This window comes from Aurantimonas sp. HBX-1 (assembly GCF_021391535.1).
Taxonomy (GTDB): Bacteria; Pseudomonadota; Alphaproteobacteria; order Rhizobiales; family Rhizobiaceae; genus Aurantimonas.
This window is the reverse complement of the sequence record NZ_CP090066.1, coordinates 2,782,939-2,800,593: the sequence shown is the minus strand read 5'-3', so window position 1 is coordinate 2,800,593 and position 17,655 is coordinate 2,782,939. Positions and strand designations below refer to the sequence as shown.

At 69.7% G+C, this 17,655-nt stretch carries 22 protein-coding genes; 12 read left to right on the top strand and 10 right to left on the bottom strand.

Going from position 1 to position 17,655, the window contains the following annotated elements; translation table 11 throughout:
- Positions 1 to 13: 13 nt before the first annotated feature.
- The 3 genes from minE to minC are packed head-to-tail and all read right to left on the bottom strand — an operon-like array spanning position 14 to position 1,882.
- Positions 14 to 277 carry a cell division topological specificity factor MinE gene (gene minE / locus LXB15_RS13305; protein WP_183209739.1) on the bottom strand — a complete coding sequence of 88 codons (264 nt, stop codon included), beginning with the start codon at positions 275 to 277 and terminating at the stop codon, positions 14 to 16.
- Positions 274 to 1,089 carry a septum site-determining protein MinD gene (gene minD / locus LXB15_RS13300; RefSeq protein ID WP_233948911.1) on the bottom strand — a complete coding sequence of 272 codons (816 nt, stop codon included), beginning with the start codon at positions 1,087 to 1,089 and terminating at the stop codon, positions 274 to 276. Before minD ends, minE begins: the two co-directional genes overlap by 4 nt.
- Before the next feature lie 28 nt (positions 1,090 to 1,117).
- Positions 1,118 to 1,882: a septum site-determining protein MinC gene (gene minC / locus LXB15_RS13295; protein ID WP_233948910.1), complete on the bottom strand. Its 765-nt coding sequence runs from the start codon at positions 1,880 to 1,882 to the stop codon at positions 1,118 to 1,120.
- Positions 1,883 to 2,068: 186 nt separating this feature from the next.
- Between minC and LXB15_RS13290 the strand changes: the two genes are divergently transcribed.
- The 4 genes from LXB15_RS13290 to LXB15_RS13275 are packed head-to-tail and all read left to right on the top strand — an operon-like array spanning position 2,069 to position 6,661.
- Positions 2,069 to 3,277 carry an ABC transporter substrate-binding protein gene (locus LXB15_RS13290; protein ID WP_370640103.1) on the top strand — a complete coding sequence of 403 codons (1,209 nt, stop codon included), beginning with the start codon at positions 2,069 to 2,071 and terminating at the stop codon, positions 3,275 to 3,277.
- Positions 3,278 to 3,319: 42 nt separating this feature from the next.
- Entirely contained in the window at positions 3,320 to 5,191 is a 1,872-nt protein-coding gene (locus tag LXB15_RS13285; protein ID WP_233948909.1) for an ABC transporter permease, read from the top strand.
- Complete coding sequence (locus tag LXB15_RS13280) at positions 5,188 to 5,967, top strand: ABC transporter ATP-binding protein (RefSeq protein ID WP_233948908.1); 780 nt, start codon at positions 5,188 to 5,190, stop codon at positions 5,965 to 5,967. The genes LXB15_RS13285 and LXB15_RS13280 overlap by 4 nt, the downstream gene beginning before the upstream one ends.
- The gene (locus tag LXB15_RS13275; RefSeq protein WP_233948907.1) at positions 5,960 to 6,661 is read left to right on the top strand and encodes an ABC transporter ATP-binding protein; all 702 of its coding nucleotides are present in this window, start codon (positions 5,960 to 5,962) and stop codon (positions 6,659 to 6,661) included. Before LXB15_RS13280 ends, LXB15_RS13275 begins: the two co-directional genes overlap by 8 nt.
- A 22-nt stretch (positions 6,662 to 6,683) precedes the next feature.
- Here LXB15_RS13275 and LXB15_RS13270 read toward each other — a convergent pair whose 3' ends face one another.
- Positions 6,684 to 7,547, bottom strand: a complete 864-nt coding sequence (locus LXB15_RS13270; protein ID WP_233948906.1) for an endonuclease/exonuclease/phosphatase family protein — start codon at positions 7,545 to 7,547, stop codon at positions 6,684 to 6,686.
- 212 nt (positions 7,548 to 7,759) lie between these two features.
- Here LXB15_RS13270 and LXB15_RS13265 point away from each other — a divergent pair, with 212 nt between their 5' ends.
- A complete protein-coding gene (locus tag LXB15_RS13265) occupies positions 7,760 to 9,313 on the top strand; it encodes a phospholipase D family protein (RefSeq protein WP_233948905.1) in 1,554 nt (517 codons plus the stop codon).
- A gap of 28 nt (positions 9,314 to 9,341) precedes the next feature.
- Here the strand turns inward: LXB15_RS13265 and LXB15_RS13260 are convergent, their stop codons facing one another.
- Both LXB15_RS13260 and LXB15_RS13255 read right to left on the bottom strand, forming a co-directional pair.
- Positions 9,342 to 9,728, bottom strand: coding sequence for an ester cyclase (locus LXB15_RS13260; RefSeq protein ID WP_233948904.1), 387 nt, complete (start codon positions 9,726 to 9,728; stop codon positions 9,342 to 9,344).
- A gap of 31 nt (positions 9,729 to 9,759) precedes the next feature.
- Positions 9,760 to 10,545, bottom strand: a complete 786-nt coding sequence (locus LXB15_RS13255; RefSeq protein ID WP_233948903.1) for a helix-turn-helix domain-containing protein — start codon at positions 10,543 to 10,545, stop codon at positions 9,760 to 9,762.
- A gap of 108 nt (positions 10,546 to 10,653) precedes the next feature.
- On the opposite strand from LXB15_RS13255, the gene LXB15_RS13250 reads away from it, so the two are divergent.
- From LXB15_RS13250 to LXB15_RS21145, 3 genes are read left to right on the top strand one after another with little or no spacing between them, the layout of a single operon-like run.
- Positions 10,654 to 11,013, top strand: coding sequence for a nuclear transport factor 2 family protein (locus tag LXB15_RS13250; protein WP_233948902.1), 360 nt, complete (start codon positions 10,654 to 10,656; stop codon positions 11,011 to 11,013).
- A complete protein-coding gene (locus tag LXB15_RS21150; RefSeq protein WP_370640102.1) occupies positions 11,010 to 11,174 on the top strand; it encodes a putative quinol monooxygenase in 165 nt (54 codons plus the stop codon). Before LXB15_RS13250 ends, LXB15_RS21150 begins: the two co-directional genes overlap by 4 nt.
- Positions 11,175 to 11,198: 24 nt before the next feature.
- Complete coding sequence (locus tag LXB15_RS21145) at positions 11,199 to 11,324, top strand: hypothetical protein (protein WP_370640101.1); 126 nt, start codon at positions 11,199 to 11,201, stop codon at positions 11,322 to 11,324.
- A 35-nt stretch (positions 11,325 to 11,359) separates the two neighbouring features.
- On the opposite strand, the gene LXB15_RS13240 is transcribed toward LXB15_RS21145, so the two are convergent.
- Both LXB15_RS13240 and LXB15_RS13235 read right to left on the bottom strand, forming a co-directional pair.
- Positions 11,360 to 12,385 (bottom strand): fatty acid desaturase, encoded by a 1,026-nt coding sequence (locus tag LXB15_RS13240; protein WP_370640100.1) that lies wholly within the window; start codon positions 12,383 to 12,385, stop codon positions 11,360 to 11,362.
- 176 nt (positions 12,386 to 12,561) lie between these two features.
- Positions 12,562 to 13,623 carry an SDR family oxidoreductase gene (locus LXB15_RS13235; protein ID WP_233948901.1) on the bottom strand — a complete coding sequence of 354 codons (1,062 nt, stop codon included), beginning with the start codon at positions 13,621 to 13,623 and terminating at the stop codon, positions 12,562 to 12,564.
- Positions 13,624 to 13,720: 97 nt separating this feature from the next.
- On the opposite strand from LXB15_RS13235, the gene LXB15_RS13230 reads away from it, so the two are divergent.
- Positions 13,721 to 14,101, top strand: coding sequence for a helix-turn-helix domain-containing protein (locus LXB15_RS13230; protein WP_233948900.1), 381 nt, complete (start codon positions 13,721 to 13,723; stop codon positions 14,099 to 14,101).
- Positions 14,102 to 14,185: 84 nt separating this feature from the next.
- On the opposite strand, the gene LXB15_RS13225 is transcribed toward LXB15_RS13230, so the two are convergent.
- Both LXB15_RS13225 and LXB15_RS13220 read right to left on the bottom strand, forming a co-directional pair.
- Positions 14,186 to 14,611, bottom strand: a complete 426-nt coding sequence (locus LXB15_RS13225) for a nuclear transport factor 2 family protein (RefSeq protein ID WP_233948899.1) — start codon at positions 14,609 to 14,611, stop codon at positions 14,186 to 14,188.
- Between the two features lie 79 nt (positions 14,612 to 14,690).
- Positions 14,691 to 15,440, bottom strand: coding sequence for an SDR family NAD(P)-dependent oxidoreductase (locus tag LXB15_RS13220; protein ID WP_233948898.1), 750 nt, complete (start codon positions 15,438 to 15,440; stop codon positions 14,691 to 14,693).
- Between the two features lie 136 nt (positions 15,441 to 15,576).
- On the opposite strand from LXB15_RS13220, the gene LXB15_RS13215 reads away from it, so the two are divergent.
- The 3 genes from LXB15_RS13215 to LXB15_RS13205 all read left to right on the top strand — a co-directional run bounded on the left by LXB15_RS13215 (position 15,577) and on the right by LXB15_RS13205 (position 17,651).
- A complete protein-coding gene (locus tag LXB15_RS13215; protein ID WP_233953163.1) occupies positions 15,577 to 15,891 on the top strand; it encodes a helix-turn-helix domain-containing protein in 315 nt (104 codons plus the stop codon).
- A gap of 268 nt (positions 15,892 to 16,159) precedes the next feature.
- The gene (locus LXB15_RS13210) at positions 16,160 to 17,170 is read left to right on the top strand and encodes a sensor histidine kinase (protein ID WP_233948897.1); all 1,011 of its coding nucleotides are present in this window, start codon (positions 16,160 to 16,162) and stop codon (positions 17,168 to 17,170) included.
- A gap of 67 nt (positions 17,171 to 17,237) precedes the next feature.
- Entirely contained in the window at positions 17,238 to 17,651 is a 414-nt protein-coding gene (locus LXB15_RS13205) for a DUF1801 domain-containing protein (protein ID WP_233948896.1), read from the top strand.
- Positions 17,652 to 17,655: the final 4 nt, after the last annotated feature.

Sequence of the window (17,655 nt, the reverse complement as noted above, 5' to 3'; positions counted from 1 at the left end):
TGAACGGACGCCGTCAGGCCGCCCGCACACTCGCGGTCACGGGGATCTCGATGTCGACCTCGAGGGTCGAGACCTGTTCCCCGCGATCCATCTTGACGATCACCTTCTCGCGGTCGACCTGGACGTGCTTGGCGATGACGGCGAGGATCTCCTCGCGCAGCAGCCCGACGAGGTCGGAATGGCCGACCGTCGCGCGTTCGTGCGCCAGCAGCACCTGCAGGCGCTCGCGCGCCATCGGCGCCGAGGTCTGCTTGCTGAAGAAGCTGAAGAGATTCATGCGGCCCTCCGCCCGAAGATCTTGCCGAAGATCCCCCGCTTCTCGCCGGGGATGGTCATCGGAACCTGCTCGCCGGCGAGGCGCCGGGCGGCATCCTTGTAGGCCAGCGCCGGGGCGCTGTTGCCGTCGCTGAGCGTCACCGGCGTGCCGAGATTGGAGGCGCGCAGCACGTCCATGCTCTCCGGGATGATGCCGAGCAGCGGGATCGACAGGATCTCGAGCACGTCGTCGACCTTCAGCATGTCGCCGCGCTCGGCGCGGGCGGGATCATAGCGGGTGAGCAGCAGGTGCTTCTCCATCCGCTCGCCGCGCTCGGCCTTCGCCGTCTTGGAATCGAGCAGGCCGATGATGCGGTCGGAATCGCGCACCGAGGAGACTTCCGGGTTGGTGACGACGACCGCGATGTCGGCGTGACGCATCGCCAGCGTGGCGCCGCGCTCGATGCCGGCCGGGCTGTCGCAGATGATCCAGTCGAAGCTGTTCTTCAGCTCGTTCATCACCCGCTCGACGCCCTCGGAGGTGAGGTTGTCCTTGTCGCGGGTCTGCGAGGCCGGCAGCAGGAACAGCGTCTCCAGCCGCTTGTCGCGGATCAGCGCCTGGGGCAGCTTGGCGTCGCCCTGGACGACGTTGATCAGGTCGTAGACGACGCGGCGCTCGGCGCCCATCACCAGGTCGAGATTGCGCAGGCCGACGTCGAAATCGACGACCACCGTCTTCTCGCCGCGCTGCGCCAGTGCCGCCCCGAGCGCGGCGGTCGACGTGGTCTTGCCGACGCCTCCCTTGCCCGATGTCACGACGATTACTTTTGCCATCTTGTTCTCCTGCATACCGACCGCGCCTTCAGGCGACGGTCTCGGCCTTGATCGTATCGCCTTCGAGCCAGACCTGGACGGCCTGCCCCCTCAGCTTGGCGTCCATGTCGTCGACCATCTTGTAGAGACCGTCGATCGCCAGCAGCTCGGCCTCGAGCTTGCGGCAGAAAATGCGGGCGTCGGCATTGCCGACCGAACCGGCCATCGCCCGCCCGCGGAGCGCGCCGTAGATGTGGATCGAGCCGCCGGCGACGACTTCGGCGCCGGACGCGACCGAGCCGAGGATCGTCACGTCGCCTTCCGGGAAGATGATCGACTGGCCGGAACGCACCGGCTGGGTGACGATGATCGAGGCGGCGAGCCGCTGCACCTGTGGCTCGGGCGGGGTCGCCGCCTTGGCCGGAGCGGCGGCGCCGGCCTTGCCGGCCTTCGGGGCCGTCGCGGCGTCGGCTTCGGCGGCGGGCGCCTCGAAATCGGCGGCGGGCCGTCCGCCCTTCATCGCCGGCGGCATGCCGATGCCGAGCAGCGACGAGCGGGCGCCCTCGATGCCCATGATACGGACGCTGCGCTCGCCGAGTTCGCCGATCAGCTCCTTCAGCTGCTCCTGGCTGATCTCCAGGCCCTCGACGTCGAGGACGATCGGGCGGCCGAGGAAGAAGCCGGTGGAACGCGAAGCCAGGTCGTCGAGCCGCGCCAGCCAGCCGTCGAAGGGCAGCTCGGGCGACAGGACGAGGGCCAGGAACGAGCGACCCTTCAGGCGTATCGGGCGGGTATCGGTTAAGCTCTTGGTCATCTCGGTTAATTTTCGGTTAGAAGACGATGTAAGCGGCGATCGGTTAAGCGATGGTTAACGGCCGGAGCATGCGCCGGGCTGACGCCGGCCCTTCGGCGCCTCGTCGCTGCGGCGGCGCGTTCGGCTTGCGGGACACGCGCAACTGCGCCATGACGCAGGGCAGCATTCCGCGACGGGGAGAGAGCCATGACCACCAGACGCAGCATCATTATGGCGGGCGCGGCGGCCATGCTGGCATGGCTGCCGGCGGCGGCACCCGCGCAGGAGCCGATCCGGCTCGGCGAGATGAACAGCTACACCGCGCTGCCGGCCTTCACCTTGCCTTACCGCAAGGGCTGGCAGCTCGCCCTCGACCAGATCAACGCCGCCGGCGGCATCGACGGCCGGCCAATCGAGGTGATCAGCCGCGACGACAATGCCCAGCCGGGCGATGCCATCCGCATCGCCGAGGAGTTCGTCTCCTCCGACCGCGTCGCGGTGATCTGGGGCGGCTTCTTCTCCAATGTGGGCCTGGCGCTCACCGATTTCGCCAAGCAGCGCAAGGTGCCGTATCTCGCCACCGAACCGCTGGCCGACGCCATCGTCTGGTCGGCCGGCAACCGCTACACCTTCCGCCTCCGCCCCTCGACGGCGATGCAGGCCGCGATGCTCGCCGAGGAAGCCGCCAAGCTCGACGCCACGCGCTGGGCGATCGTCGCGCCGAACTACGCCTACGGCACCGACGCCGTCGCCGCCTTCAAGGCGGAACTCCTGAAGCGCAAGCCGGACGTCGAGTTCGTCGGCGAGCAGTGGCCGCCGCAGGGCAAGATCGACGCCGGCCCGACCGTGCGGGCGCTGGAGGCGATGAAGCCCGACGCGATCTTCAACGTCACCTTCGGCCCCGACCTCGCCAAGTTCGTCCGCGAGGGCGAGATCCGCGGCCTGTTCGAGGACCGCGACGTGGTCAGCCTCCTGTCGGGCGAGCCGGAATATCTCGAGCCGCTGGGCGCGGAGGCGCCGGAAGGCTGGATCGTCACCGGCTATCCCTGGTACGCCATCGACACGCCCGAGCATAAGGCCTTCGCCGACGCCTACCAGGCGGCCTATGGCGAGCATCCCTATGCCGGCTCGCTGGTCGGCTACAATTCGATGCTGTCGCTCGTCGCGGCCCTGCGCAAGGCGGGCTCCACGGACGCCGAGGCGCTGGTCGACGCGTTCGAGGACCTCGAGGTCGCGGACGCGCCATCCGGCCCGTTCCGCTACCGGGCCTCCGACCACCAGTCGACGATGGGCGCCTGGGTCGGCAAGACCGCCGTCGAGGACGGCAAGGGCATCATGGTCGACTGGCGCTATGCCGACGGCGCCGACTATCTGCCGTCGGACGAGGCGGCGAGGGCGCTGCGGCCGACCGAATGATCGGCCTGCCGCGCCACGCCCCACGGACGCGGCGATGACGGCATGACGACGCTCGGCTTCTTCCTCGCGCAGCTGCTTGCCGGGCTGGCCGACGCCTCGGCGCTGTTCCTCGTCGCCGTCGGGCTGTCGCTGATCTTCGGCGTGACGCGGATCGTCAATTTCGCGCACGGCTCGTTCTTCATGCTCGGCGCCTATGTCGCCTATTCGGCGGTGACGTACCTGCCGACCGGGCATCTCGGCTTCTGGGGCGGGATCCTGCTGGCGGCGCTCGCGGTGGCGCTGGTCGGCGGGCTAGTCGAGATCGTCGTGCTGCGCCGGCTCTACGCCTCGACCGAGCTCTACCAGCTGGTCGCGACCTTCGGCGTGCTGCTGATCGTCCAGGACGCGGCGCTGGCCATCTGGGGCCCGACCGACCTTTTGGCGCCGCGCGCCCCCGACCTCGGCGGGGCCGTGCGCATCCTCGGCGAGCCGGTGCCGCAATATGACCTGGTGCTGATCGCCGCCGGTCCGCTCGTCCTCGGCCTCGTCTGGCTCGCCCTCAACCGCACCCGCTGGGGCGTCCTGGTGCGGGCCGCGACCGAGGACCGCGAGATGGCGGGCGCGCTCGGCGTCGACGAGGCGAAGCTGTTCACCGGCGTGTTCATGCTCGGCGCCTTCCTCGCCGGTCTCGCCGGCGGGCTGCAGATCCCGCGCGAGACGGTGAGCCTGACGATGGATCTCGACGTCGTCGTCGAGGCCTTCGTGGTGGTCGTCGTCGGCGGCCTCGGCAGCATCGGCGGCGCCTATGCCGCGGCGGTGCTGATCGGCGTCGCCAACGCCTTCGGCGTCCTGTTCTTCCCGACGCTGGCGATGGTGCTGCCGTTCCTGGTGATGGCGGCGGTGCTGGTGATCCGGCCGGTCGGCCTGTTCGGCAGCCAGGCGCTCGCCGCGCCCGCCGCCTCCGAGCGCGGCGCGACCCTGCGGCTGCCGGGCCGCGTGCACGGCCTGATCCTTGCGGGCGGTGTTGTCGCGCTGGCGCTGCTGCCGCTGGTGACCACCGGCTTTGCGCTGGTGCTGGCGACCGACATCCTGGTTGCCGCTTTGTTCGCCGCCAGCCTGCAGCTGCTGATGGGCGTCGGCGGGCTGATCTCCTTCGGCCATGCCGCCTATTTCGGCCTCGGCGCCTATGGCGCCGCACTGGCGGCAACGGCGCTCGGCCTGCCGATGCTGCCGGCGATGGCGCTCGGTGTCGTGGCCGGCGGGGTCGGGGCGCTTCTGCTCGGCTGGTTCTGCGTCCGTCTCTCCGGCGTCTATCTCGCCATGCTGACGCTCGCCGGCGCGCAGATCCTCTGGTCGACGGCGATCCAGTGGCGCGGCGTCACCGGAGGCGACGACGGCATTCTCGGCGTCTGGCCGGACGCCGCCTTCGCCTCGCGGCCGGCCTATTTCCTCCTGGCGCTGGCGCTCGTGACGATCGGACTCTGGCTGATGCGGCGGATCGCCCATTCGCCCTTCGGCTACGTGCTGCGGGCGTCGCGCGACGCGCCGATGCGGGCCGAGGCGCTGGGTATCCACGTGCGGCGCTGGCAGCTCGGCGGGTTCGTCCTCGCCGGCACCTTCGCAGCGCTGGCCGGAGCGATCTTCGTCTTTTCCAAGGGCAGCATCTTTCCCAACGAGATGTCGGTCTCCCGCTCGGTCGACGCGCTCCTGATGGTGCTGATCGGCGGGGTGCAGTCGCTCTCCGGCCCGATCGTCGGCGCGCTGGTCTTCACCGGCGTCGAGGACTGGATCAGCCGGCTCGACCACTGGCGCTCGATTTTCGGCGGCATCATCCTTCTCGTCTGCCTGTTCGCGCCGCAGGGCCTTGCCGGGCTCGCCCGCCAGCTGACCGACCGGCTGCGCCGGCGCCCGGACCCGACGGTGGCGCCGTCATGAGCGTGCTCGCCGTCCACCGTCTCGCCAAGGCGTTCCAGGGTGTCGTCGCCGTCGATGATCTGTCGTTTGCGGTCGAGCCGGGCGAGATGGTGGCGCTGATCGGCCCGAACGGCGCCGGCAAGTCGACGACCTTCAACATGCTCAACGGCCAGCTTAAGCCGGACCGCGGCAGCATCCGCCTGTTCGGCAGGGACATCACCGGCTGGCCCGCCCGCCGCATCGCCCGCGAGGGGGTCGGCCGCACCTTCCAGATCACCCAGACCTTCGGCTCGATGACCGTGCGCGAGAATGTCCAGACCGCGCTCATCGCGCATCGCCGCCGCGGCTTCGACCTGTTCTCGCGCGCCGTCGCCTTCGACCGGGCGGGCGCCGACGCGCTGCTGGCGACGGTCGGGCTGGAAGGCGCCGCCGACCGTCCCGCCGCGCAGCTCGCCTATGGCGACCTGAAGCGGCTGGAACTCGCCATTGCGCTCTCCGGCAAGCCGCGCCTCTTGCTGATGGACGAGCCGACCGCCGGCATGGCGCCCGGCGAGCGCCAGGCGCTGATGGCGCTGGTGCGGGAGATCGCCGGCACCCCGGACGGTCCGAGCGTGCTCTTCACCGAGCACGACATGGACGTGGTCTTCGCCCATGCCGACCGGATCCTGGTGATGAACCGCGGCGCGCTGATCGCCGAAGGCGGGGCGGACGCGATCCGCGCCGATCCACGGGTGCGCGAGGTCTATCTCGGCGGCGGCGCGGTGCCGGGAACGGGTGCGGGGCAGGCCGATGCTTGAGCTTCATTCGATCGACAGCTTCTACGGCGAGGCGCACATCCTGCACGGCGTGACGCTGTCCGTTGGCCGGGGCGAGGTCGTGGCGCTGGTCGGGCGCAACGGCGCCGGCAAGACCACGACGCTGAAATCGGCGATGGGCCTCCTCCGCCCGCGCCGGGGCCGGGTGATCTTCGCCGGCCGGGACATCACGGGCCTGGCCCCGTGGCGGGCCGCGCGGCTCGGCCTCGGCTACGTGCCGGAGGAACGGCGGATCTTCAAGGACCTGACGGTCGCGGAAAATCTCGAGGTCGGGCGCAAGGATGCCGCCGGCGGCGCCGAGGCCTGGTCGGTGGAGCGGCTCTATGCGCTGTTTCCCAATCTCGCCGAGCGGCGGAGCCAGAAGGGCGGGCGGCTCTCGGGCGGCGAGCAGCAGATGCTGACGCTTGCCCGCACGCTGATGGGCAACCCGTCGATGCTGCTGCTCGACGAGCCCTCCGAGGGCATCGCCCCGGTGATCGTCGAGGCGATGGCGGCGGCGCTGCTCGCCCTGAAGCGCGCCGGGCTTGCGGTGCTGCTGTCCGAGCAGAATCTGGGGTTTGCCCGCACGATCGCCGACCGCGTCGTGCTGCTGGAGACCGGCACCGTGCGCTTCGACGGCAGCTTCGCCGCCATCGAGGCCGACCCGGCCATCCTCTCGCGCTACCTGGCGGTCTGACCCGCGCCGACCGGCGGCGCCGCTAGGCGACCGCCGCCAGCGCGCTGCTTGCGGCCGCCGATTCCGACCGGTTGCCGAGCCGCACCACCGCCTTCAGCGGCAGATGGTCGGAGGCCATCCGCGCCTTGGGCGTGTTGTGGACCTCGATGCTGGAGATCAGATCGTGCGGCCGGGCCAGCACCCGGTCCAGCGCCCACAGCGGAAAGCGCGACGGAAAGCTCGGGATCGCGGCGTCGAGCGGCCCGAAATGCGGCTCCAGGCCGGCGAGCGAGGAGCGTTTGCCGAGCCGCCACTCGTTGAGGTCGCCCATCAGCAGCGTCGGTATGGCGTCGTCCGGCTCGACGGCCTGCAGCAGCGTATGCGCCTGCAGCGCGCGCGACCGGCGCAACAGCCCGAGATGCGCGGCGATGATCCGCAGCGGGCCGCAATCCAGCTCGAGCTCGACCACCAGCGCCCCGCGCGGTTCGGCCCCCGGCAGCGACAGCTGGCGGGCGCTGGTGACGGCGCCGCTGCGGATCAGCAGGACGTTGCCGTGCCAGCCATGGCCGCCCTGCGAGATCGGCAGCGAGATCGGCACCAGCCCGGTCTGGCGCTCCAGCGAATGCAGGTCGAGCAGCCCGGCGCGCTCGCCGAAGCGCTGGTCGGCCTCCTGCAGCGCGACGAGGTCGGCATCGAGTTCCCGAATGACCGCAATGGTCCGGTCCGGATCGAAGCGGCCGTCGACGCCGACGCATTTGTGCACGTTGTAGGAGGCGATCGTCGTCGCCTCGCCGATACCCTTGCAGCTTTCGGAAACGAAGGACTGGCGCTCCTGGCGCAGCGTGGAGACGATCAGGGGCCGGAGCTTCCGGCTCTTGTCCGTCGGGGCCTGCTTGGTTCGGCGCATGCGGCACGGCTCCGGGGGGTGTTTCAGGCGGGTTTCGGACGGCAAGGCGTAGAGGCCAGCCACGGGCGAGGCAACCAATTTGGTAGCGCCACCGCTTTGCTCCTATAAGGCGACGTGCCTTGCAAGCCTTCAAACGTGTGCCGGAGTCCCATGTTCCCTCACAGCCGCGTGCAGTGCGGCAAGAAGGGCAGGGCGACAGGAATGACCGACCGATGAGCCTCGTCGCCATCATTGCCGGGGGCGCCGTCGCTCTCTGCCTCGCCATCCTGGTGTTCTTCTACGCCTTCGGCCGCGTCGCGCATGTCGATCCCGGCACGCCGTCCTTCGCGCTGCCGCCCGAGGACGCGGCCACCGAACTCGACCGGGATGTCGCGGCGATGCTGCGCGAGCATCCGGGCGAGAGCGGCCTGATGCTGATCGCCGGCGGCATTCAGGCCTTCGCCGCCCGGGCGCTCGCCGCCCGCATCGCCGGGCGCAGCCTCGACCTGCAATACTACTACTGGCTCGACGACCTGACCGGCGGACTGCTCGCCCGGGAACTGATCCGCGCGGCCGATCGCGGCGTCAGGGTGCGGCTGCTGCTCGACGACATCAACACCCGCGGCAGGGACCGCAGCTACCTGGCGCTCGACCGCCATCCGAATGTCGAGGTGCGGCTGTTCAACCCCGCCAAGAGCCGCTCGAACGCGCTGCACCGCGGTGTCGAGACGCTGCTGCGGCCGTTCAGCGCCACAAGGCGCATGCACAACAAGGCGTGGATCGCCGATGGCCGGGTCGCCATCGTCGGCGGGCGCAATGTCGGCGACGCCTATTTCGACGCCTCCGACACCGCGAATTTCCGCGACATGGACCTGCTGGCGGTGGGGCCGGTGGTCGGCCAGGCGGCGACCGTCTTCGACGACTTCTGGAACAGCAGCGCGGTGCTGCCGATCCGCAAGCTGGCCCGCTACGGCCGCGGCGACCTGTCGACGCTGCAGAGGCTCTGGGATGGGCTGACTGCCGGCGCGCGTGCCGCACCGTTCATGCAGCGCCTCGAGCGGGAAGGCGCGGCGCAGACGATGCTCTGCGACGCCGCGGCGTTCCACTGGACGGCGGAGGCGCGGGTGATCTCCGACCCGCCGGAAAAGGCTCATAGCCGCGGCCAGAAGAACTGGCTGTGGAACGAGATCAATCCGGTCGTGCTGTCGGCCCGCTCGCATCTGGAAATCGTCTCGCCCTATTTCATCCCGGGCTACCAGGGGGTCCGGCGCCTGCACGAGCTGGCGGCGAAGGGCGTCGACATCACCATCCTGACCAACTCGCTGGCGGCGACGGACGTCGCGGCGGTGCACGGCGCCTACGCCAACTACCGCGCCCAGCTGCTGCAGGGCGGCATCGCGCTGTTCGAGCTGCGGCCGCGCCGCCGCCGCGACGAGATCTCGCTGTTCGGCTCGCGCACCGCCAGCCTCCACACCAAGGCCTTCACCGTCGACGGCGAGGCCGGCTTCATCGGCTCGTTCAACTTCGATCCACGCTCGGTGTCGCTGAATACCGAGATGGGGGTGCTGTTCCGGCAGGCCGCGCTGACCCGCGCGGTGCGGGCGGTGGTGATGGAGCAGATGGCGCCGCAGAGCAGCTACCGCGTCATGCTGAAGAACGGCTCGCTGGCCTGGCAGGACGGGATGGGCCCCGACGCGCGGGAGGAGCGCCGCGACCCGGAGACCACCGTCTGGCGGCGCATGGCGGTGGCGGTCATCGGCTTCCTGCCGATCGAATCGCAACTGTAGCGGCGCATTTTCCGACCGACGGGCGCCGTCAGAGCTGGGCCTCGACCGCCGCCTTGTCGATGACCGACCAGACCGAGACGATCTTCGCACCGGCAAATTCGTAGAAGACGTTCTCGGCGAAGGTTACGCGGCGGCCGTTGACGGCGAGGCCGAGGAACGTGCCTTTCGGGGAACAGTCGAAGGCGAGGCGGGCGGCGAGGCGCGGCGGCTGGCTGACCAGGATCGCCGCGGCGAAGCGCAGGTCCGGAATGGCGGCGAAATCCTGCACCAGCATGTCGCGATAGCCGGCAAGCCCCAGCGGCCGGCCGTTGTGCTCCACCGCGTCGTCGACATGGTCGCCCAGCGCCTTCCAGTCCTGGCGGTTGAGACAGGCGAGATAGGCGCGGTAGATGTCCGCAAGCTGCTCTTGGGTCATGGGCTGCATCCTCCTCGTTGTGGCCTGGCGGTCAGGGCCGTGCCGCAGCCAGCGTGTCGCGCGTCGCCTGGTCGGCCGGCAGGAAGGCTTCCAGCGTCAGCTCGGCCAGCGTCACGTCGGTGGCGGTGCCGAACACCGTGGTCGTCGACAGGAACGACAGGGTGGCGTCGCCGCGGCGCAGCACCAGCGGCACGGCGATCCCCGCGGCGCGGGGCGGCGGCCGGCTCGATGCCGGAGCCGGCAGGGCGCGCAACTCGTCATGGAGGTCGATCAGCGTCCGGTCGCCGGAGGAGGCGGCGTCGTGGCGCAGCCGCTCCAGCAGATGCCGGCGCCATTCGGCAAGGTTGACGATCGCCGGCGCGAGCCCGTCCGGGGAAAGGCTGAGGCGCAGCACGTTGACCGGCGGCTCCAGCAAATGCGCGGCGACGCCGGCCAAAAATTCGGCCACCGCCTTGTTGGCGGCGACCAGCGTCCAGTGCCGGTCGACCGCGAGCGCCGGGAAGGGCTCGTGCGCGGCGAGGATCGCCTCGACCGCCGCCCGCGCCGCCGTCATGTCCGGCGCATCCAGCCTGCGCTCGGGATAGAGCGGCGCATAGCCGCCGGCGAGCAGCAGCCGGTTGCGCTCGCGCAGCGGCAAGGCCAGCGGCTCGGCGAGGCGCATCAGCATGTCGCGGCTGGGCGCGGCGCGGCCGCTCTCGACGAAGCTCAGATGCCGCGTCGAGACGTCGGCCTCGCCGGCGAGCTGCATCTGGCTGAGCCGCCGGCGCCGGCGCCAGTCGCGCAGCACGTCGCCGACCGTGTCGGAGGGGGTGGTCATACCGGCAATCCTACACGCGGGGCCGCCTTGCGCCATGACCTTGAAGGTAATCGCGCCGCGTCGCCCGCCCGGTCATCCTCGGCTCCGTCAACAGAAGGAGGACGGAAAATGCCGACACCGCAGGACATCGCCACCAACTATCTCGCCGTATGGAACACGCCCGACGACGCCGAGCGCCGCCGGCGCCTGGAGGACTGGGCGCCCGACGCCGTCTATCGCGATCCGCTGATGAGCGGCACCGGGCGCGACGCCATCGCCGCGATGATCGCCGGGGCCCGGGCGCAGTTTCCGGGCCACGAGTTCCGGCCGCGCGGCACGCCCGACGGGCACGGGCCGTTCGCCCGCTTCTCGTGGTCGCTGGCGCCGCAGGGCGGCACGCCCGTCGCCGGCGGCACCGACGTCGTGCGGCTCGACGGGGAGGGCAGGATCGCCGAGGTCATCGGCTTCCTCGACGGGGGCTGCGCGTGAGCGTCGCCTACGTCATCGCGTTCCAGGTCCGGCCCGGCCAGCAGGACCGGTTCCTGGCGCTGCTTGCCGGCGTTCTCGACGCGATGCGGAAGGAGACGACCTATCGGGGCGCGACGCTGCACGTCGATCCCGCCGATCCGCTGCATTTCCTGCTGCACTAGGTCTGGGCCGACCACGACGACGTGGTGACCATTCAGCTCGGCCGGGCATACCGGCGGGAATGGCACGCGGCCCTGCCGGAACTGCTGGAGGAAGAGCGCCGAATCTCGGTCTGGCAGCCGCTGGAGCCGCAACGCCAAGGGCCGCCCTGAGGCGGCCCGGCAGCGGTATCAGGCGGCGGCGCCTATCAGGCGGCGGCGGCTTCCCGGAAGGAGACCAGCCGCTTGGCCTTCTCGTCCCAGAGCACCAGCTTGACGCAGCGCAGACTCTCCATCAGCGTCAGGCGCCCCATGTCGCGCAGTTCCGGATGGTCGTCGAGGACCTGCGGCAGCCGGTAGAACGGCACCGTGCTGGACAGATGATGCACGTGGTGGATGCCGATATTGCCGGTGAACCAGCGCAGCACCGCCGGCAGGTCGTAATGCGAGGAGCCGTGCAGGGCGGCGTGCTGGAAGTTCCAGTCCTCGCTTTCCGACCAGTGGGTCTCCTCGAACTGGTGCTGCACGTAGAACAGCCAGACGCCGAGCGTCGCGGCCATCAGCGTGATCGGCAGCTGCACGGCGAGGAACGGCACGAGGCCAACCGCCCAGATCAGCGAGGCGGCGATGACGGCGATGCCGAGATTGGTCGCCAGCGTCGAGGTCCAGGGCTGGATTCCGCCGCGCATCAGGCCGACCGGCAGGCGGTACTGGCAGACGAACAGCCAGGCCGGGCCGATGCCGAACATCACCACCGGATGGCGATACAGCCGGTAGCGCAAGCGGCCCCAGCGCGACAGTGCCCGGTATTCGCCGACGGTCAGCGTGTCGATGTCGCCGATGCCGCGCTGGTCGAGATTGCCGGTGGTGGCGTGGTGCACGGCATGGGTGCGGCGCCAGTAGTCGTAGGGGGTCAGGGTGAAGACGCCGAGGACACGGCCGGTCCAGTCGTTGGCGCCGCGGCGGGCGAACAGGGCGCCGTGGCCGCAATCGTGCTGCAACATGAACAGCCGCACCAGCAGGCCGGCGGCCGGGATGGTCAGGACGAGGCCCCAGTAGTGGCCGTTGACGAAGGCGAGGGCTGCGAGCGCCCACAGGAGCGCGAACGGGACCACCGTCACGGCGATCTCGAACACGCTGCGGCGGGTGTCGGGCTTGCGGTAACCGGCGAGGACGCGGGTCCAGGCGGGGGTCTTGGCGGCAGGAACTGCCCCGGAAGTTTCGATCGAGGGCAAAGGATGTCCAAGCTAGAAGAGGGTGCTGCCGAGGCGAATAGCATCGCCGGGACCATGTCGATAGTCACAGTTTAAGTGATGGGGCACGGGCAGGCAGCCGTTGGCGGACGCATGCCGTGCGAGAGCAGAACATCCGGCGGGGCGAAAGGTTCCGCCGCCGCCTGGCTGCCCATCGCCTACGGAATCAGCCGGTCCGCCTGCAGCCGCGCGAACAGGTCGAAGAACGCGTCGTCGGTCGGCTGGTAGCCGGTGAAGCCCATCCGCCGGCTCTTGCTCATGTCGGTGACGACCTCGATCGGCCGGCCGAGATCGGCATCGGTGTGCCAGGGCGAGGCGAGGCGCGACAGATCGGGTTCGGCGAGGTTTTCGCGCGCGGCGATCTCGCGCCAAATCTGGTCGTCGCCCTGCATCTGCTCGGCCAGCGGCAGGATCGTACCGTCGAAGGGCGCCGGCTCGAGGCCGAACCAGGCGGCGATCCGCCCCCACATCCATTTCCAGCGGAAGACGTCGCCATTGACGACGTTGAAGTCCTCGTTGGCCGCGGCCGGCGTCGTCGCCGCCCAGAGCAGGTGCCGGGCGAGCTGGCTGGCGCTGGTCATGTCGGTGAGGCCCTCCCACTGCGCCGCCGATCCCGGGAAGCGGAACGGCCGGCCGGTCTCGCGGCAGAGCGTCGCGTAGACCGCCAGCGTCGTGCCCATGTTCATGGCGTTGCCGACGGCCTTGCCGATGACGGTGTGCGGGCGGTGGACGCTCCAGGTGAAGCCGTCGCGCGCCGCCGCGGCGAAGACCTCGTCCTCCTGCGCGTAATAGAAATTAGCGACGTCGAGCCGGCCCTGCTCCTCGCGGAACGGCGTCTGCGGCAGCGCACCTTTTCCATAGGCCTCGAAGGGGCCGAGATAATGCTTCAGCCCGGTGACCAGCGCGACGTGGCGGGCCTTGTCGGTCGGGCGCAGCCCGTCGAGCAGGTTCTTCACCATCGCCGAATTGACGCGTATGTTCTCCGCCTCGCTGTCCTGGCGCAGCCACGTCGTCAGGAACACCGCGTCGGGATCGATCCCCGCCAGGGCGGCCGCGGTGCCCGCCGCGTCCTGCAGGTCGGCGACGACCGGCGCGACGCCAGGCTGGTCGACGGGGCGCCGCGCCAGGCCATGCACGGTCCAGCCTTCCTCGACCAGAAGCGCCGCCGTCGCACTGCCGATGATGCCGCTTGCACCCACTACGAGAGCCGTCTTGGCCATGGAAGTCTCCTTGATCTCTTGACCACGGAGCTAGGCGGCGGACCGGCCATCCGCTAGACGGCACCAAACAGGGACCTAGCCACCTGGAGGTAACCACATGCAGCCTGGATCACCCGAGGGCGACTGGCGCGAGGACTGCGCGCCGCGCCGCGTCCTCGAGCTCTTCTCCACCAAGTGGACCAGCATGGTGCTGCACACGCTGCATGCCCGCCACGCCGGCCGCGCCCGCACCGGCGTCTTACAGCGCAGCCTGCCCGGCATCTCCAAGAAGATGCTGACCCAGACGCTGCGCGAGATGGAAACGAGCGGCCTGATCACCCGGCACGTCGAAAGCACCCTGCCACCTGCGGTAGAATACCGCCTGACCGAGCTCGGCCACCGTTTCGTCGAGCTGGTCGAGCTGCTCTACGGCTGGGGCCGCCGGAACGCCGACGCCCTCGACCAGCTCGGCAGCCGCGCCACGGCCCGGCGAACTTAGGATCGGCTTCGACGGTCCGGTGCCGGCTCGGCTGATGTCTCCTCAGCCGAGCAGTGCAGGAACGCCTTGCGCTCCTCTGGCCCCTCAGCTGCCGGCAATGCCAAGCTGCTGCTGCATCACGGATGCGGCGTTGTAGCAGTGGAACGACGTGACCTTGCTGTTCTCGAGGTGGAAGACGTCGCAGCATGGCACGTCGACCGTGCGGCCCGTCGCGGCCAGGGTCCCGGCAGAAAGCGACAGCGCGCCCGTGTGCGTCCCGCGGATGGCCAGCTCGACGACGACGACGTTCCCGGCGACATAGATGCTGAAAAGCTCGCGGTGGATGTCCGGGAAGGCGGCGGTCAGCGTTTCGAGATAGTCGCCGATGGCCTTCCCGCGAAGCGTTGCCCCCGCGGGAATGTCGGTCATGTAGCCGTCGTCGGAAAAGGCGGAAACGAACGCCTCCATGTCCATCTGGCCGCCTTCCGCAAACGTATAGAGTTCGCGGATGATCGTCTCGTTGTCACGCATCATGAAATCCTCTGTGCGTCTGATAGGCCGTTCCTCGGCGATCCCGCCTCGGCGTTCGCAGGCCCTCACGTTTTTCGGTCTAGATCTGCGCCTGTCCGCCATCGGCGAAGAGTTCGCTGCCGTTGACGAAGCTGCTGTCGTCGGAAGCCAGGAACAGCGCCGCGGCGGCGGTCTCCTCGGGGTTCCCCATCCGGCCAAGGGGAATCTGGGTCTCCATCAGGGCGACGAACGCCCGGTCCGCCTCCTCGCTCGGAAAAAGCCCATGCACGCCTGGTGTCGAGGTGGCGCCTGGGACCAGCACGTTGACGCGGATGCGGCGCGGCGCCAGCTCCAGGATCCAGCTCCGGGCGAAGTTGCGGGTGGCCGCCTTGCTGGCGCTGTACACGCTGAACGATGCGCTGCCCTTGTTGCCGGTGATCGATCCGGTGAGGATCACCGAGGCGCCATCGCGCAGGAGCGGCAGCGCCTTCTGCACCGTGAACAGGGTCCCCCTGACGTTGGTCGCGAAGAGCCGGTCGAAATGCGCTTCGGTCACCTCGGAAAGCGCTGCGAACTCGCCGCCACCCGCATTGGCGAACAGCACGTCGATCCGGCCCGCTTCCTGGCGCACGGTGTCGTAGAGCCGGTCGAGGTCCGACAGGTTCGCGACGTCGCCCTGGACACCGCGTGCGCCACGCCCGACCTTTGCCACCGCTTTGTCCAGTTCGGCCTGCCGGCGACCGGTCATGAATACGCGCGCACCCTCTTCGGCGAAGCGCCTGGCGCTCGCGAGGCCGATGCCGCTGTTCGCGCCGGTGATGACTGCCACCTTCCCGTCGAGTCTGCCCATGTCCGTGTCCGATCGTTGTCGGCGCACGATATGGACTGCCACGAATAATTTGTTTAGTACCTACCTTTAGGTTAGTAGGAGGTGGCGTTTGAGCACGAATGATCCGGAGTGCGGTCTCGATGTCGCGCTCGCCGTCATGGGCGGGAAGTGGAAGCCCCTGATCCTGTATCACCTTCAGCATGGTCCCCGGCGGTTCGGAGACCTCAGGCGACTGGTCGAAGGGATCAGCGAGAAGGTGCTGATCCAGCAGTTGCGGGATCTGCAGGCGGCGGGCGTGCTGGTTCGGCACGACTACCAGGAAGTGCCGCCGCGGGTGGACTACACGGTGACGCCATTCGGGATGACGCTCGTGCAGGCGCTCATGCCGCTCTGCCAATGGGGCACGCAGAACCGAGCCGCGGTCGCGCGTCGCCTCGGCGCGGACGCGCCCGAGGCACCGGTATCGGCGTAAGCTGATCTTCACGCCCCGAGACACGCGACTGCGAGCGAGGCGCGACAGCCGTCTCGGTCCGATCTCTCCTCCTGTCCGGAGACGGCGAGAGGCGTGGCTCGCGACCGGGCGGCATCCGGAGGGCTTCCCGCGCGAGGCAACACCTTACGGCGAAGCGCGGCCCTCGCGAAAACTGGCAGTTGCAACTTGATAGCCGACTTGCGAAAGAGCCCCGTCAAGGGGCCGCAACGCGAATGTCTGCCGAGCCGCGCAGGATCCTGGAGAGCAGATGACCACCACAGCCGAGAGCCTGAAGCCCCTGCTCTGGGAATCCAAGAACCTGGTGCGCGCCATCCAGGCGGCCGGCGTGACGCTGTGGTCCTGGAACGTCGACACCGACGCGCTCGCCATGGACGACCATGCCTACGATCTGTGGGGCATTCCGCGCGGCAGGGACGTCCGCTTCGAGGACCTGTCGGCGCATATCCACCCGGCCGACCGCGACCGGGTGCGGGCCGCCTTCAACGCCACGCGGGCGATCGTCGGCGCCTACGAGATCGATTTCCGCATCATGATCGGCGACGAGCTGAAATGGATCTCGGCGCGCGGCCAGGGCGACGATGCCGGCATGGTCCGCCGCATCATGTTCGGCATCTTCATCGACGTCACCGGCCGCAAGCAGGCCGAGGAGGGGCGCGAGTTGCTCGCCGGCGAGATGAGCCACCGGGTGAAGAACCTGCTCGCCATCGCCTCCGGCCTCACCGCCATCACCTCGCGCTCCACCGAGACGACGGCCGACATGGCCCGCGAGCTGACGCTGCGGCTCACCGCGCTCGGCCGGGCGCACGACCTGGTCAGGCCGCTGCCGGGGCAGACTGAGCGCGCCTCGGCGCTGCTAGGCGACCTGCTCACCGTGCTGCTCGCGCCCTATGACGATCTCGGCGCCTTCACCGGGCGGATCCGGGTCTCGGTGCCGCGCATGAGCGTCGGCGACGGGTCGACGACGATCCTCGCGCTGATCATGCACGAGCTGGCGACCAACTCGCTGAAATACGGCGCGCTATCCGTCGACACCGGCACGCTCGACGTCTCCTGCTCGGCGCATGACGAGGCGGTCACCCTGGTCTGGACCGAGAGCGGCGGGCCGAAGGTCACGCCGCCGACCGGCGCCGGCGGCTACGGCAGCAAGCTCATCCAGCGCAGCGTCGCCGGCCATCTGCGCGGCGCGATCGACTACCACTGGGCCGAAAGCGGCCTCGTCGTGACGCTGAAGGTCGATCCCGCCCGCCTCGCCGAATAGGGACGCGGATCGGCCCCCCGCGGCCGCCGCGGTTCCCCACGGCGTCCGGCCTTGCTAGCATCGCCCGATGCACGACGAGACCTCGCCGAAACTCCTGTCCAGCGGCAACCCGCAGATCCCCAAGGGCGAGGGCGACGGCCCGATCCAGGCCTGGATCGCCGCCGTGCCGGGCTGGAAGCGCGACCTCGGGCGGCGCCTCGACGCGATCGTGGAAGAGGTGTTTCCGGCCGTCCGCAAGGCGGTGAAGTGGAACACGCCGCTCTACGGCAAGGAGGACGGCTGGTTCTTCGCCATGTACTGCTACAGGAACCACCTCCAGCTGACCTTCATGCAGGGCGCCTCGCTCGATCCCGTGCCGCCGGTCGCCTCGAAGGTCGCCGGCACCCGCTATGTGAAGATCCGCGAGGGCGACGGACTGGACGAGGCGCAGATCGCCGACTGGCTGCGCCAGGCTGTCCAGTTGCCGGGCGTCAGGATGTAGGGAA